This window comes from Kluyvera sp. CHPC 1.2972, from assembly GCF_036759925.1.
In the GTDB taxonomy this organism is placed as follows: Bacteria; Pseudomonadota; Gammaproteobacteria; order Enterobacterales; family Enterobacteriaceae; genus Kluyvera.
Genome location: NZ_JAPKIB010000019.1, coordinates 15,522 through 30,371, shown reverse-complemented (window position 1 = coordinate 30,371; position 14,850 = coordinate 15,522). Strand labels below are relative to the sequence as shown.

Here is a 14,850-nt window from a genome sequence, read left to right as displayed (position 1 = left end):
GTGGCGTAATCATTAAAAAGATGATTACCGGAGTTCGCCCATGCCACGCCCGCTCAACAATACTGAAACCGACCTCACCGCCGACAACCTGCTGCGCCTGCCTGCCGAATTTGGCTGCCCGGTGTGGGTGTATGATGCGCAGATTATTCGCGCGCAGATTGCCAAACTGCATCAGTTTGACGTGGTACGTTTTGCCCAGAAGGCGTGCTCGAATATCCATATTCTGCGCCTGATGCGCGAGCAGGGCGTAAAGGTAGATTCTGTTTCTTTAGGTGAAATCGAACGTGCGCTGGTTGCCGGTTACGAAGCGGGTAAGGACGATATCGTCTTTACCGCCGATACCCTTGATGAGGCCACGCTGGCCCGCGTGCGCGAGCTGCACATTCCGGTCAACGCGGGCTCTATCGATATGCTGGAGCAGCTTGGCCAGGTTTCCCCAGGGCACCGCGTGTGGCTGCGCGTCAACCCAGGCTTTGGTCACGGCCATAGTCAGAAAACGAATACCGGCGGTGAAAACAGCAAGCACGGGATCTGGTATAGCGACCTTCCGGCGGCGCTTGAGGTGATCCAGCGTCATCAGCTGAAGCTGGTGGGTATTCACATGCACATTGGTTCCGGCGTGGACTACGGTCATCTGGAGCAGGTGTGCGGTGCGATGGTGCGCCAGGTGATTGAGTTTGGTCAGGATCTGGAGGCGATCTCCGCGGGCGGTGGTTTATCTATCCCGTATCGCGAAGGGGAAGAGGCGATCGACACCGATCACTACTTCGGTTTATGGAACGCCGCGCGTGAGCAGATTGCTAAACACCTGGGCCATCCGGTGAAGCTGGAGCTGGAACCGGGGCGTTTCCTGGTGGCGGAATCCGGCGTGCTGGTGGCGCAGGTGCGTAGCGTGAAAGAGATGGGCTGCCGTCACTTTGTGCTGATCGACGCGGGCTTTAACGATCTGATGCGCCCAGCGATGTACGGCAGCTATCACCATATTTCCGCGCTGGCGGGCGATGGTCGCGCGCTGGACGCAGTGCCGCAAATTGAGACCGTCGTGGCCGGGCCGCTGTGTGAATCGGGCGATGTCTTTACCCAGCAGGAGGGCGGTAAAGTCGAAACGCGCCTGCTGCCAGCGGTGGTACCGGGCGATTACCTGGTGCTGCACGATACCGGCGCGTACGGCGCGTCGATGTCATCGAACTATAATAGCCGCCCGCTGCTGCCGGAGGTGCTGTTTGATAACGGCGTGGCGCGGTTGATTCGTCGTCGTCAGACGATTGAAGAGCTGCTGGCGCTGGAGCTTATCTGATAGCAAGAATTCCCGGGGTCGCTGCGCTCGCCCGGAAATGTAGCCCGGGCGAGTGAAACGACCCCGGAACTCGCACTATTTGTAATACGGCCCCGTCGTCACCGAATCACGCAATACCAGCGTACCAGTAAACGGCGGGATCGTCTCGATCTCTTCCCCGCTTGCCAGCTTAATCGCCTGATCGATAGCGGTAACGATCATATTATCGATCGGCAGATAGACGGTAGAGAGCCCCGGCTCCAGCCATTTGGCACTAGGCGCATCATCGAAACCGAACAGTGAAATATCCTGCGGGATCTTAAGCCCCGCCTGATGTAGCGCTTTTGACGCACCGAGCGCCATATCGTCGTTACAGGCGAACAGCGCGCTGAACTTCACCTTCTCCTCCAGCAGCGCATTGCACATGTCGTAGCCGCAGTTCATGGTGGAATCGCCGTGCTTCACCTTTGCCGGGTCCCACTTGATACCGTTTTGCTCCAGCGCCCGGCGATAGCCCTGTAAACGCGCTTTACCGGTTGGTGTGTGGATAGGAACGGTAATACAGGCGATATCGCGGTGACCCTGATTAATCAGGTATTCAACGGCCTGAAATGCAGCATCCTGCTGTTCGAAGAAGACACAGCGTTCGCGCGCCTGGCTGACGTCACGGTTGATGACGACCAGCGGCATCGGCGTGCTGTTGACCAGCGACATGATCGCCTTTTCGCTCATATGACGGGTGTACAGCACGATGGCATCGCACTGACGGTCGGCTAGCATCTGCACCGCCTGTTCTTCCCGCTCTGGGGTATCGTGACCGTCGGTGACGATCAGTTGCTTGCCCCAGGCTTCCGTCTGGCGGGAAGCCTGCTGAAGCAGTCGACCAAAGTAGAAGCCGTCGAAGGTGGAAACCACAAGGCCAATGCTGTTGCTGGTACGGTTAGCCAGCGAACGCGCCAGAAAGTTGGGGCGATAGCCTAACTCTTCCATTGCTTTGAACACCTGCTGGCGGGTGCTCTCTTTCACCTGGCCCGTACCATTCAGCACGCGGGAAACCGTCGCTTTTGAGACCCCAGCATGTATTGAGACATCCAGCATTGTTGCCATTATTATTTCCTGAGACTACGTTTTGTTCCGCAGTTTATCACAGACATTCAGTGGCATAAGCTCTATGAAAGCGGCAAATAACCACCGGGATCACGCTTTTTAGCGCTGCCGGGTAGAATATCCACCTTGTGTAAGCGAATAATCCATAACCGATTGTGCCTGATGGCCGACAACGAGACTGCCATATGAACATTCAACCGCTCTACAATGCGCCTCAACACGCCCCGCAGGTCACCGACTGGCTCTGGCAGGCGTTTGGTGATGGGCTGTCGCGCGACTTTTTTGCTAGCATTATTGCGCATAGCCAAACGCCAGGTGCGCTGCCGTTAACGTTTATTGCAACCGAAGGGGAAAGGCTGCTCGGCACGGTCGGGCTGTGGCGTTGCGACCTGATAAGCCGCCAGGATCTCTGGCCGTGGATGGCGGCGTTGTACGTGGATGAATCGACGCGCGGGCAAAGGCTTGCGGGGAAGCTTCAGCAGTATGTCATCGACTATGCCCGTCAGCAGGGCTTTGACCAGCTTTTCCTCTATTCCGCCTGCCGGGATTTTTACGAACGCTTTGGCTGGCGGTACATCGGTGATGCGCTGGACTACCCGGACACCACCGTGCATTTATATCGCTACGACTTTACCTCTTCACCCGGCGCAATCACCGAATGACGGCGCACCAGCGTCGGGCTGAATAGGTGGGTAATATCCGGTAGCGGGCGGTTATCCGCCAGCGCCAGCGCCAGCTCCGCTGCCTGGGTTGCCATGGTGACAATCGGGTAGCGGATGGTGGTCAGACGCGGACGTACATAGCGAGAAACCAGCACATCATCGAAGCCAATTAGCGAAATCTCCTGCGGTACATCGATACCGTTATCGTTGAGCACGCCCATCGCACCTGCGGCCATCGAATCGTTATAGCACGCTACGGCGGTAAACTGCTTACCACGGCCTAACAGTTCGGTCATCGCCTGCTCGCCGCCGCTTTCGTCCGGCTCGGCGAAGGTGACCAGTCGCTCATTGCACGGCAGGCCGCTCTCTTTCAGGGCATCGTAGTAGCCCTGCAAACGATCTTCCGCATCCGAAATCATATGGTTTGAGCAGATATAGCCGATGCGGGTATGGCCCTGCTGAATCAGATGGCGAGTGGCAAGCCAGGCGCCATAGCGGTCGTCCAGCGCCACGCAGCGCTTCTCAAAGCCGGGCAGAATGCGGTTTATCAGCACCATGCCGGGGATCTGCTTCATTAAATCCGCCAGTTCGGCGTCGGGAATAAGCTTGGCATGCACGACCAGCGCCGCGCAGCGGTGGCGAATGAGCTGCTCAATCGCCTGACGCTCTTTGGTTTCATTATGGTAACCATTACCGATCAGCAAAAAATTACCGGTGTTGTAGGCCACCTGCTCCACGGCTTTTACCATTGCGCCGAAGAAAGGATCGGAGACATCGCCGACGACCAGGCCGACGGTTTCGGTCGACTGCTGGGCCAGCGCGCGGGCGTTGGCATTCGGGTGATAGCTGAGCGATTCCATCGCGGAGAATACGGCCTGGCGCGAGGCATCGCTGGCTTTTGGGGAGTTATTGATGACGCGGGATACGGTGGCGACGGAGACGCCTGCAAGCCGGGCCACATCTTTAATTGTCGCCATAATATGCCTTAATCAAAATTCAGAGGGTAAACGCTTACACCATAACAGTGTTACGGAAATTCCCCTGCTATTCAAGGAGAGCGGAACGGCGAATTGCACAATGATGATGCAAACGTGACATTCTGTGGAAAAGTGACGCCAGCCCTGCAACGAAACGCGAGAATTCAAACGTTTGCTTACACTTTGCGAAACGCTGTTGCGAATGTCTGCTGGAGGATGCGTAACGGGAGTTGCTAATCTGATTATCCCAGAGGTATTGATAGGTGAAGTCGCCCCACAAGGTTGACCACTTGATTACACCAACCTGCGCAGATGCGCAGGTTTTTTTTTGCCTCATGCCCACCTGTTACAGTTCCCGACAATCGCAATACCTCGTTTCATTTGCGCTCATTCTCTTGCGCTTTTCCGCTGGTTGCAGAGTGGGGAGGGCGCGACAATAGCGGTCCCAGAGGTATTGATTGGTGAATGTTTCATAGTGCGCTTTGCGTACTCATCACTTACACCGACCTGCGCAGATGCGCAGGTTTTTTTTTATCTCGATCTTGCCACGTACTGCTTTTCCTCAGTTTTCTCGTGTAACCTTCAATGACAAAACTATGGCAAAAGGAGTTTGTATGCTTCTCTGTTTTTTCCGACAGCTATTTAAGGTGCTCTTTCGAGTCAGGATGACGGGAAACACCGACGCGCTGAACCAGCCGAAGGTGCTGATTACCCCGAACCACGTATCGTTTCTCGACGGCATATTATTGGCGCTGTTTCTCCCCGTTCGTCCGGTTTTCGCCGTCTACACCTCAATTTCACAAAAATGGTTTATGCGGTGGCTGACGCCAATCATCGATTTCGTTCCGTTAGATCCGACAAAGCCAATGTCCATCAAGCACCTGGTGCGCCTGATTGAACAGGGCCGCCCGGTGGTGATATTCCCGGAAGGGCGAATCTCCGTTTCGGGTTCGCTGATGAAGATTTATGACGGCGCGGCCTTCGTGGCAGCGAAGTCCGGGGCGACGATTATTCCACTCCGCATTGAAGGCGCGGAATTGACCCACTTCAGCCGCCTGAAAGGGCTGGTAAAGCAACGTCTGTTCCCCCGCATCTCGCTGCATCTGCTGCCGCCAACCACGCTGCCGATGCCGGAAGCGCCGCGTGCGCGTGACCGCCGCAAAATTGCCGGTGAAATGCTGCACCAGATTATGATGGAAGCGCGCATGGCGGTACGCCCGCGCGAAACCCTGTATGAATCATTACTGACCGCCATGCACCGTTATGGCGAGAAAAAACCGTGCGTGGAAGACATTAACTTTCAGCCGGATAGCTACCGTAAGCTGCTGACCAAAACGCTGTTTGTGGCGCGTATTCTGGAAAAATACAGCAAGCAGGGCGAGAAAATTGGCCTGATGCTGCCGAACGCGGGCATCAGTGCCGCGGTGATTTTTGGCGCCATTGCCCGTGGACGTATCCCGGCAATGATGAACTACACCGCAGGCGTCAAAGGGCTGACCAGCGCGATTACCGCCGCGCAGATTGGCACCATTTTTACCTCCCGTACTTTCCTGGATAAAGGCAAACTCTGGCACCTGACTGAGCAACTCACCCAGGTGCGCTGGGTATTCCTCGAAGATTTAAAAGGCGATGTGACTACCGCAGATAAGCTGTGGATCTTCTCCCGCGTGCTGCTGCCACGTTTGGCGCAGGTGCCACAGAAACCGGAAGACCCGGCGATCGTCCTCTTTACCTCCGGCTCTGAAGGCCATCCGAAAGGGGTGGTGCACAGCCATAAAAGCATCCTGGCGAACGTGGAGCAGATTAAAACCATCGCTGACTTCACCGCCAACGATCGATTTATGTCGGCGCTGCCGCTGTTCCACTCCTTTGGCCTGACGGTCGGGCTATTCACACCGCTGTTGACCGGCGCAGAAGTGTTCCTCTACCCAAGCCCGCTGCACTATCGCGTGGTGCCGGAACTGGTCTATGACCGTAACTGCACCGTGCTGTTTGGTACCTCCACCTTCCTAGCCAACTACGCGCGCTTCGCCAACCCGTACGATTTCTATCGTCTACGCTATGTCGTGGCGGGGGCGGAAAAGCTGCAGCAGAGCACCAAAGAACTGTGGCAAGACAAATTTGGCCTGCGCATTCTCGAAGGTTACGGCGTGACCGAATGCGCGCCGGTGGTCTCCATCAACGTACCGATGGCGGCGAAGCCGGGTACGGTGGGGCGCATTCTGCCTGGCATGGACGCACGTTTGCTGGAGGTGCCGGGCATTGAACAGGGCGGTCGCCTGCAGCTGAAAGGGCCGAATATCATGGCGGGCTATCTGCGCGTTGAGAATCCAGGCGTGCTGGAAGTGCCGATGGCGGAAAATCAGCACGGTGAGCTGGAAAACGGCTGGTATGACACCGGTGATATCGTCGCCTTTGATGCACAGGGCTTTGTGCAAATTCAGGGGCGAGCGAAGCGTTTTGCCAAAATTGCCGGCGAAATGGTATCGCTGGAGATAGTCGAGCAGCTGGCGCTGGGCGTATCCCCTGAGAAGATGCATGCCGCGGCGGTGAAAACCGACGCCAGCAAAGGCGAGGCACTGGTGCTGTTTACCACCGATAATGAACTCACCCGCGACAAACTGCTGCAGTATGCGCGGGCCCACGGCGTACCGGAGCTGGCGGTGCCGCGAGATATTCGCTGGCTGAAACAGCTGCCGCTGCTTGGTAGCGGTAAACCGGATTTCGTCACCCTTAAGAGCATGGTCGCAGAGACGGAACATCCGAATGAGTGAGTCAGTACACACTAACAACTCCCTGCTGTCAAAAGGCATGATGGCAGTGATTGTGGCCCAGTTCTTGTCGGCGTTCGGCGATAACGCGCTGCTGTTTGCCGTGCTGGCATTGATGAAGCAGCAGTTCTACCCGGAGTGGAGCCAGCCGGTTCTGCAAATGGTGTTTGTGGGCGCTTACATCATCTTTGCCCCGTTTGTTGGCCAGGTGGCAGACAGCTTTGGCAAAGGTCGGGTGATGATGTTCGCCAACGGCTTGAAGCTTATCGGTGCGGCGACAATTTGCGCGGGCCTGAACCCGTTTATCGGCTATACGCTGGTGGGCATTGGCGCGGCATCATACTCTCCGGCTAAGTACGGCATTCTCGGTGAAATCACTACGGGTGATAAGCTGGTGAAAGCCAACGGTTTAATGGAAGCCTCGACCATTGCCGCTATTCTGATTGGCTCCGTCGCTGGCGGCGTGGTGGCTGACTGGAGCGTGGTGGGGGCACTGGTGCTCTGCGCGGTGGTGTATGCCGGGGCGGTGGTGGCCAACATCTTCATTCCGAAACTGCCTGCGGCGCGCCCGGGCCAGTCCTGGCGTTTCCGCCCCATGACCCGCAGCTTCTTTAACGCCTGTAACGTGCTATGGCACAACGGTGAAACGCGCTTTTCTCTGCTCGGTACCAGCATGTTCTGGGGGGCTGGGGTGACGCTGCGTTTCTTGCTGGTGCTGTGGGTGCCGGTGGCGCTGGGAATTACCGACAATGCGACGCCAACCTATCTGAATGCGATGGTTGCCGTCGGGATTGTCGTCGGCGCGGGGGCGGCGGCAAAGCTGGTCACGCTCGACACCGTGGCGCGTTGTATGCCTGCCGGGGTGTTGATTGGCGTTGTGGTCGCCATTTTTGCCTTCCAGCATGCGCTGCTGCCCGCATACGTGCTGCTGTTTATCATCGGTATCTGCGGCGGTTTCTTCGTGGTGCCGCTCAATGCCCTGCTGCAGGATCGCGGTAAACAGACCGTGGGTTCCGGTAATGCGATAGCGGTACAAAACCTCGGTGAAAACAGCGCCATGCTGATTATGCTGGGGCTCTATTCATTGGCGGTGGCGGTTAATATTCCGGTAGTCGGCGTGGGGATTGGTTTTGGCGTATTGTTTGCGCTGGCGATTCTCGCGCTGTGGCTGTGGGGTAAGCGCCGTTGATGTAAACCCGGCGGCGCTTGCGCTTGGCCGGGCTACCACTATCAATGTAGCCCGGGCGAGCGCAAGCGACCCCGGGACTGCTCGAACTTAAGGTGCCGGGTAGGTATAAACCTGATGCACCGCTTCAATCTCCGCCAACACTTCCGCACTTAGCTCCAGATGCAGACTTTCAACGTTGGTTTTCAACTGCTCCATCGTCGTCGCGCCCAACAGCGTGCTGGCCACGAACGGCTGACGGCGAACGAACGCCAGCGCCATTTGTGCCGGGTCGAGGTTATGACGTTTGGCGATATCGACGTACGCCTCCACGGCTTTCTGCGTCTGCTCGCCGCTGTAGCGCGTGAATCGGCTGAACAGCGTATTACGTGCGCCCGCAGGCTTCGCGCCGTTCAGGTACTTACCGGTGAGCGTTCCGAAGGCCAGGCAGGAATAAGCCAGTAGCTCAACGCCTTCAAACTGACTCACTTCCGCCAACGCCACTTCGTAGCTGCGGTTCACCAGGCTGTACGGGTTCTGGATGGTTACGATGCGCGGCAGGTCGTGTTTATCCGCCAGATGCAGGTAGCGCATCACGCCAAACGCCGTTTCGTTCGACACGCCAATATAGCGAATCTTGCCGGCGCGCTGGTACTCGGTGAGCGCTTCCAGTGTCTCCAGCAGCGACACGACCGGTGCTGAATCGGCCCAGGTGTAGCCCAGTTTGCCAAAGCAGTTAGTCGGGCGCTGCGGCCAATGCACCTGGTAGAGATCGAGATAATCGGTCTGCAGGCGCGTCAGCGAGTTGTGCAGCGCATCGCGAATGTTTTTGCGGTCCAGCGCCTGATTTGGGCGAATGCCGCTGTCGTTGTTGCGTGAAGGGCCGCTCACCTTCGAGGCGATCACCAGCTTCTCGCGGTTGCCATGCTTCGCCAGCCAGTTACCGACATAGGTCTCGGTCAGCCCTTGGGTTTCCGGGCGCGGAGGAACGGGGTACATCTCGGCGACATCGATAAGATTGATGCCCTGACTAACGGCATAATCAAGCTGTGCGTGGGCGTCGGCTTCGCTATTTTGTTCACCAAACGTCATAGTGCCCAGCCCGAGGGTGCTTATCTCAAGCGAGCTGTGGGGGATACGGTGGTACTGCATAAGCCGGCTTCCTTTTATCAACAGCGTCAGGAGAGAGTCCCGACAAAGGAATATAAAAATGGCAGAGGGGGAGAAAAAGGGAAAGCAGAAAATGAAAAAAGGCCAGCAGACGGCTGACCTCTCTGATTATCGTTGGATAATTTGCGACACGTCGTCGCGGTTGATCTGCATTTTATTACCTTGCTGATCTTCATAGCTGATAAGCCCGGTGTCGTCATCGACTTCCGGTTTACCGTCGGTCAGGATCATCCGACCGTCTTTTGTGGCCATCACGTAATCGCTGCTACAGCCGGAAACTGCAAAGGCTAAACCTACTGCGGAAATCAACACTGCCCATTTTGTCATCGTTATCCCCTTCATCGCCGCACTTTTAATAGTCTAGTAATAACCGACTCAGGGAACAGCATAAAGCAGGAAAATCTTAAAAAAAACCGATACAGCCCTCAATTGAGGGCTGTTGATGAACGATTAAAGGGGATTTTTCTTGCTTCGCAGCAGATTGAGGCTCTCGACCGCCATAGAGAAGAACATTGCAAAGTAGATGTAGCCTTTTGGCACATGCACATCGAAGCTTTCGAGGATTAGGGTGAAGCCAACCAGAATCAGGAACGATAGCGCCAGCATCTTCACCGATGGATGACGCTCGACGAACTCGCCAATCGAGCGCGCGGCGAACATCATCACACACACGGCAATCACCACGGCGGCCATCATAATGAACAGATGGTCAGAGAGGCCCACGGCGGTAATGACCGAGTCGAGGCTGAAGATGATGTCCAGCATCATAATCTGCACGATGGCGCCCAAAAACGAATGGACGTTCGTTTTCATGCTCTCTTCATCACCTTCGATAGTCTCGTGGATCTCCATACTGGCTTTCCAGATAAGGAACAGCCCCCCAACCAGTAAAATCAGGTCGCGAATCGAAATGGCCTGACCAAACAGCGTGAACAGCGGCTGAGTCAGCTTCACCACCCAGGCAATGGAGGCCAGCAGCGCCAGACGCATTACCATCGCCCCCATCAACCCCAAACGACGGGCATGAGCACGTTGAGCAGTAGGAAGCTTAGCCACAACCAGAGAGAGGAAAATAATATTGTCGATGCCCAGAACGATTTCCAGAATCGTCAGCGTGCCGAGCGCAAGCCAGGCATTGGGATCGGTGATCCATGCAAATAACATTAGATAAGTCCTGCCAAATAGAACAAAAGCGTTAATCGATGTACGTTGATGTGCTTCCCCGTAACCGCTGCTGGCACCGGCCCATCCTTTGAAACGAATACTATCGCTTTAGAGAAAGGGCAAAGGCGTACCAGCGAGCCCGTCACGTGCAGCAGGGAGGAGTATAAGCCCGCAGCGCAGCAGGACAAAAAAATTAATCGGTGCGTAACATAAAATGGCGGGCCAGCAGGGCGGCGGTGAAGTTCTTTTTGAGATAAAAACCGCGCGGTAGCGTCATGATGGGCTCCCCCAGTGCGCCGATAGCTTCGGTCAACGCTTTACTGTTGGCCGCCTTTGGCCTGAGCTGAAGCACCTCGCCGTGGCGGGCGGTAATACGCTCCACCTGGCCGAGCACGATCAGATCCATCAGCTCTTCCCAGTCCATCTGCAATTGATGCTCTTCTTCCGCGCTTGGTGTCCATAGCAGCGGCGCGCCCACCCGGCGCTCGGCAAGCGGAATGGCGCGATCGCCCTCGACCGGGATCCACAGCACGCGTTTGAGCTTATGGCGCACGTGGCTATTTTCCCAGGTGACGCCTGAATTGCCGGTCAGCGGTGCGACGCACACGAAGGTGGTTTCTAGCGGGCGGCCTTGCGCATCGATCGGAATGGTTTTTAGCTCCACCCCCAACGCGGCAAAATCCTGCTCGGGCTTGCTGCCGGCGCTGGCTCCCAGCCAGATCTCCAGTAGCACGCCAATCCAGCCTTTATCGCGCTTTAAATCCTTTGGCGCGACGATACCGGCCATCGCTGCCAGCTCTCCTAACGAATAGCCCGCCAGACGCTGCGCCTGGGCGAGCAGCTCAGCCTGAGTTTTGGGCGATTCGGGAAGCGGTGCGAGGGTTGACATAACAATGCGCCTTTTGGTGAAAAAATGAACGACAGTTTTACCGGGTGTGGATAGAGTTTAACTTTTTCTGAGTAAATAAACCAAGGTGATGATTATCATCGTTTTTTTACGCAGAAATTACATAAAAAAATCCGCTGAAAAAAGGTTTTCCAAATCTGGTCACTGACAATGAACAGGATCTTACACCATGTTATCCACAGAAAAGTGGGATAACTGGGGAAAAGCCTGACTACTGTTTCAATTTACAGCCTTGACGTGCGACGAAAATCGAATTTTCGCACAAAAGATGTCTAAGATGTTTGCACAATCTGTGGATAAAACCAACGTTGTTCGATCTTTCATCAATTGAAGGATCGCCCATGTGATGATCGTCACGTTATGCGCTAATACATCAAGATTAACTATAATAACATAATGAAAAATATCATTTTACTGAACGTGGGTGTCATGCGATTATTCAGAGTACTCTGGGTTTTCCCTGGGTAATTCCGTACTTCTTCACAACTCTATCCACAGAAAAAGTGAATAAAATCGCTGACCAGCGCGGTTCTCTGTTTATAACTCTGATGATTACTGTGAGTTATTCAAATGTTATTCGTTGGTAGAGGCGTAATAGAGTGGTTTACCGTTTCCAGCGAGTGTGAAACAATCATTCACATTGAAGCTTATTTTGAGGTAGTCCGGTGATTGATGACGATGGCTACCGCCCGAACGTTGGTATTGTAATTTGCAATCGTCAGGGTCAGGTAATGTGGGCCCGACGCTATGGTCAGCACTCCTGGCAATTTCCCCAGGGGGGCATAAACCCCGGTGAGACAGCAGAACAGGCGATGTATCGGGAACTGTTCGAAGAAGTTGGATTAAGCCGCAAGGATGTGCGGATCCTCGCTTCGACCCGAAACTGGTTGCGTTACAAGTTGCCAAAACGTTTGGTGCGTTGGGACACTAAGCCGGTGTGTATCGGCCAGAAACAAAAGTGGTTTCTCTTGCAGTTGATCGGCAATGACGCGGATATCAATATGCAAACCAGCAGCACGCCGGAGTTCGACGGCTGGCGCTGGGTGAGTTACTGGTATCCGGTGCGTCAGGTCGTCTCGTTTAAACGCGACGTCTACCGCCGGGTGATGAAAGAGTTCGCCAGTGTAGTGATGGCGCTTGCGGAGAGCGCGCCAAAGCCGCAAAGCGCGCCTGCTTATCGACGCAAAAGAGGTTAAGCCACGCATATTATGCTCACGCGCTTACGCGAAATTGTTGAGAAGGTCGCGAGTGCGCCTCGTCTGAACGAGGCGCTGGATATTCTGGTTACCGATGTCTGCCAGGCAATGGAGACGGAGGTTTGCTCGGTCTATCTTGCCGACAACGATCGACGCTGCTTTTACCTGATGGCGACCCGCGGGCTGAAAAAGCCACGCGGTCGTACCATTACGCTCGCCTTTGATGAAGGCATCGTTGGCCTGGTTGGCCGACTGGCTGAACCCATCAACCTTGCCGACGCACAAAAACACCCCAGCTACAAATATATCCCCTCAGTAAAAGAAGAGCGCTTCCGGGCCTTTCTCGGCGTGCCGATTATTCAGCGCCGCCAACTGCTGGGCGTACTGGTGGTACAGCAGCGCGAGCTGCGTCAGTTCGACGAAAGCGAAGAGTCATTTCTGGTGACGCTCGCCACCCAGATGGCGGCGATCCTCTCTCAATCTCAGCTGACGGCGCTGTTTGGTCAGTATCGTCAGACACGCATCCGCGCGCTGCCTGCCTCGCCGGGTGTGGCGATCGCCGAAGGCTGGATGGACGCCACCCTGCCGCTGATGGAGCAGGTTTACGAAGCCTCATCGCTGGATACCGCCCTTGAGCGTGAGCGCTTAACTGCGGCGCTGGAAGAGGCGGCGAACGAATTTCGTCGCTACAGCAAACGCTATGCCGCCGGGGCGCAAAAAGAGACGGCGGCGATTTTTGACCTCTATTCACACCTGCTCTCTGACGCCAGCCTGCGCCGCGAACTGTTCGCGGAAGTCGATAAAGGCTCGGTCGCCGAATGGGCGGTGAAAAAAATTATCGAGAAGTTCGCCGAACAGTTTGCTGCCCTGAGCGACGGCTATCTGAAAGAACGGGCGGGCGATTTACGCACGCTCGGGCAGCGTTTGCTGTTCCACCTCGATGACACCACACAGGGGGCTAACGGCTGGCCCGCGCGGTTTGTGCTGGTGGCTGATGAACTCTCTGCCGCGACGCTTGCGGAAGTGCCGCAGGATCGTTTAGCGGGTGTGGTCGTTCGCGACGGCGCCGCTAACTCTCACGCGGCAATCATGGTGCGTGCGCTGGGCATTCCGACGGTGATGGGGGCGGATATTCAGCCTGCGATCCTTCATGGACGCACGCTGGTGGTGGACGGCTATCGCGGCGAACTGCTGGTCGATCCCGAACCGATCCTGGTGCAGGAATACCAGCGCCTTATTAGTGAAGAGAACGAACTTAGCCGCCTGGCGGAAGGGGACGTTGAACGTCCGGCGGAGCTGAAAAGCGGCGAGCGTGTGAAGGTGATGCTCAACGCTGGTTTAAGCCCGGAACATGAGCAGAAGCTGGGTCGTCGCATCGACGGCATTGGCCTCTATCGCACCGAAATTCCGTTTATGCTGCAAAGCGGCTTCCCGTCGGAAGAGGAGCAGGTGGCGCAGTATCAGGGCATGCTGCAGATGTTTAACGACAAGCCGGTGACGCTGCGTACGCTCGACGTCGGGGCAGATAAACAGCTGCCGTACATGCCGATTAGCGAAGAGAACCCGTGCCTTGGCTGGCGTGGGATCCGCATCACGCTCGATCAGCCAGAGATCTTCCTGATCCAGGTGCGTGCGATGCTGCGCGCCAATGCGGCAACCGGCAATCTAAGCATTCTGCTACCGATGATCACCAATCTTGAAGAGGTGGACGAAGCTCGTCGCCTGATCGACCGCGCCGGACGCGAAGTCGAAGAGATGATCGGCTATGCGATTCCCAAACCACGTGTCGGGATCATGCTGGAAGTGCCGTCGATGGTCTTTATGCTGCCGAATCTGGCAAACCGCGTCGATTTCATCTCGGTGGGCACCAACGACCTGACTCAGTACGTGCTGGCGGTTGACCGCAACAACACGCGCGTTGCCAGCATGTATGACAGCCTGCACCCAGGCATGATTCGGGTGCTGTCGATGATTGTCCAGGAAGCGGAGCGCTACGGCATTGATTTACGCCTGTGCGGCGAAATGGCGGGCGACCCAATGTGTGTCACCATTCTGGTGGGCCTCGGCTTCCGTCATCTGTCGATGAACGGTCGCTCGGTGCCGCGCGTGAAGTATCTGCTGCGCAATATCGATCTCGAAGATGCCGAAACCCTGGCGCGCCGCAGTCTTGAGGCGCAGATGGCGACCGAAGTGCGTCATCAGGTGGCGGCCTTTATGGAACGTCGCGGCCTCGGTGGCCTGATTCGCGGCGGCCTGTAGGCAGCCCGGCGCACATTGCCGGATGTACATTCTGCACCACCTCGTAGCCCGGCCGAGCGAAGCGACGCCGGGATCTCCCGTAGCACCCGTTTATACATATCTTTTACATCTTCTCCGCATCATCTCTCATCTCCCCTGTGCTATCATTCGCACCTTTGGAGCGCCTGAAGCTTCCGGCGCGCATCTCTACCGCTGT

At 56.0% G+C, this 14,850-nt stretch carries 12 protein-coding genes and 1 pseudogene; 6 read left to right on the top strand and 7 right to left on the bottom strand.

From position 1 onward, the window contains the following. Positions 1 to 40: 40 nt before the first annotated feature. Positions 41 to 1,297, top strand: a complete 1,257-nt coding sequence (lysA, locus tag V6944_RS20640) for a diaminopimelate decarboxylase (RefSeq protein ID WP_333500318.1) — start codon at positions 41 to 43, stop codon at positions 1,295 to 1,297. A gap of 75 nt (positions 1,298 to 1,372) precedes the next feature. On the opposite strand, the gene V6944_RS20635 is transcribed toward lysA, so the two are convergent. Further along, a complete protein-coding gene (locus V6944_RS20635; protein ID WP_333500317.1) occupies positions 1,373 to 2,383 on the bottom strand; it encodes a LacI family DNA-binding transcriptional regulator in 1,011 nt (336 codons plus the stop codon). Between the two features lie 185 nt (positions 2,384 to 2,568). Here V6944_RS20635 and V6944_RS20630 point away from each other — a divergent pair, with 185 nt between their 5' ends. Continuing rightward, the gene (locus V6944_RS20630) at positions 2,569 to 3,045 is read left to right on the top strand and encodes a GNAT family N-acetyltransferase (protein ID WP_333500316.1); all 477 of its coding nucleotides are present in this window, start codon (positions 2,569 to 2,571) and stop codon (positions 3,043 to 3,045) included. On the opposite strand, the gene galR is transcribed toward V6944_RS20630, so the two are convergent. Beyond that, positions 3,006 to 4,022: an HTH-type transcriptional regulator GalR gene (galR, locus tag V6944_RS20625; RefSeq protein ID WP_333500315.1), complete on the bottom strand. Its 1,017-nt coding sequence runs from the start codon at positions 4,020 to 4,022 to the stop codon at positions 3,006 to 3,008. The two genes, V6944_RS20630 and galR, sit on opposite strands and share 40 nt — an antisense overlap. Before the next feature lie 614 nt (positions 4,023 to 4,636). Here galR and aas point away from each other — a divergent pair. Further along, positions 4,637 to 6,796, top strand: coding sequence for a bifunctional acyl-ACP--phospholipid O-acyltransferase/long-chain-fatty-acid--ACP ligase (gene aas, locus V6944_RS20620; RefSeq protein ID WP_333500314.1), 2,160 nt, complete (start codon positions 4,637 to 4,639; stop codon positions 6,794 to 6,796). Next, complete coding sequence (lplT, locus tag V6944_RS20615; RefSeq protein WP_333500313.1) at positions 6,789 to 7,982, top strand: lysophospholipid transporter LplT; 1,194 nt, start codon at positions 6,789 to 6,791, stop codon at positions 7,980 to 7,982. The genes aas and lplT overlap by 8 nt, the downstream gene beginning before the upstream one ends. An 87-nt stretch (positions 7,983 to 8,069) precedes the next feature. Here the strand turns inward: lplT and V6944_RS20610 are convergent, their stop codons facing one another. The 5 genes and pseudogenes from V6944_RS20610 to V6944_RS20590 form a co-directional block, all read right to left on the bottom strand. Continuing rightward, a complete protein-coding gene (locus tag V6944_RS20610; RefSeq protein WP_333500312.1) occupies positions 8,070 to 9,110 on the bottom strand; it encodes an NADP(H)-dependent aldo-keto reductase in 1,041 nt (346 codons plus the stop codon). Between the two features lie 126 nt (positions 9,111 to 9,236). After that, the gene (locus V6944_RS20605) at positions 9,237 to 9,455 is read right to left on the bottom strand and encodes a YgdI/YgdR family lipoprotein (RefSeq protein ID WP_333500311.1); all 219 of its coding nucleotides are present in this window, start codon (positions 9,453 to 9,455) and stop codon (positions 9,237 to 9,239) included. Between the two features lie 123 nt (positions 9,456 to 9,578). Further along, on the bottom strand, positions 9,579 to 10,292 hold the full coding sequence (locus V6944_RS20600; RefSeq protein WP_333496605.1) for a TerC family protein: 714 nt from the start codon (positions 10,290 to 10,292) through the stop codon (positions 9,579 to 9,581). 193 nt (positions 10,293 to 10,485) lie between these two features. Next, complete coding sequence (gene mutH / locus V6944_RS20595; protein WP_333500310.1) at positions 10,486 to 11,181, bottom strand: DNA mismatch repair endonuclease MutH; 696 nt, start codon at positions 11,179 to 11,181, stop codon at positions 10,486 to 10,488. Between the two features lie 131 nt (positions 11,182 to 11,312). Continuing rightward, positions 11,313 to 11,423 (bottom strand): annotated as a pseudogene (locus V6944_RS20590) (hypothetical protein); the annotation flags it as partial. Positions 11,424 to 11,864: 441 nt separating this feature from the next. On the opposite strand from V6944_RS20590, the gene rppH reads away from it, so the two are divergent. Together rppH and ptsP are read left to right on the top strand one after the other, a co-directional pair. Continuing rightward, a complete protein-coding gene (gene rppH / locus V6944_RS20585; RefSeq protein WP_035893962.1) occupies positions 11,865 to 12,395 on the top strand; it encodes an RNA pyrophosphohydrolase in 531 nt (176 codons plus the stop codon). A 12-nt stretch (positions 12,396 to 12,407) separates the two neighbouring features. Beyond that, a complete protein-coding gene (gene ptsP / locus V6944_RS20580; RefSeq protein WP_333500309.1) occupies positions 12,408 to 14,654 on the top strand; it encodes a phosphoenolpyruvate--protein phosphotransferase in 2,247 nt (748 codons plus the stop codon). Positions 14,655 to 14,850 lie beyond the last annotated feature (196 nt).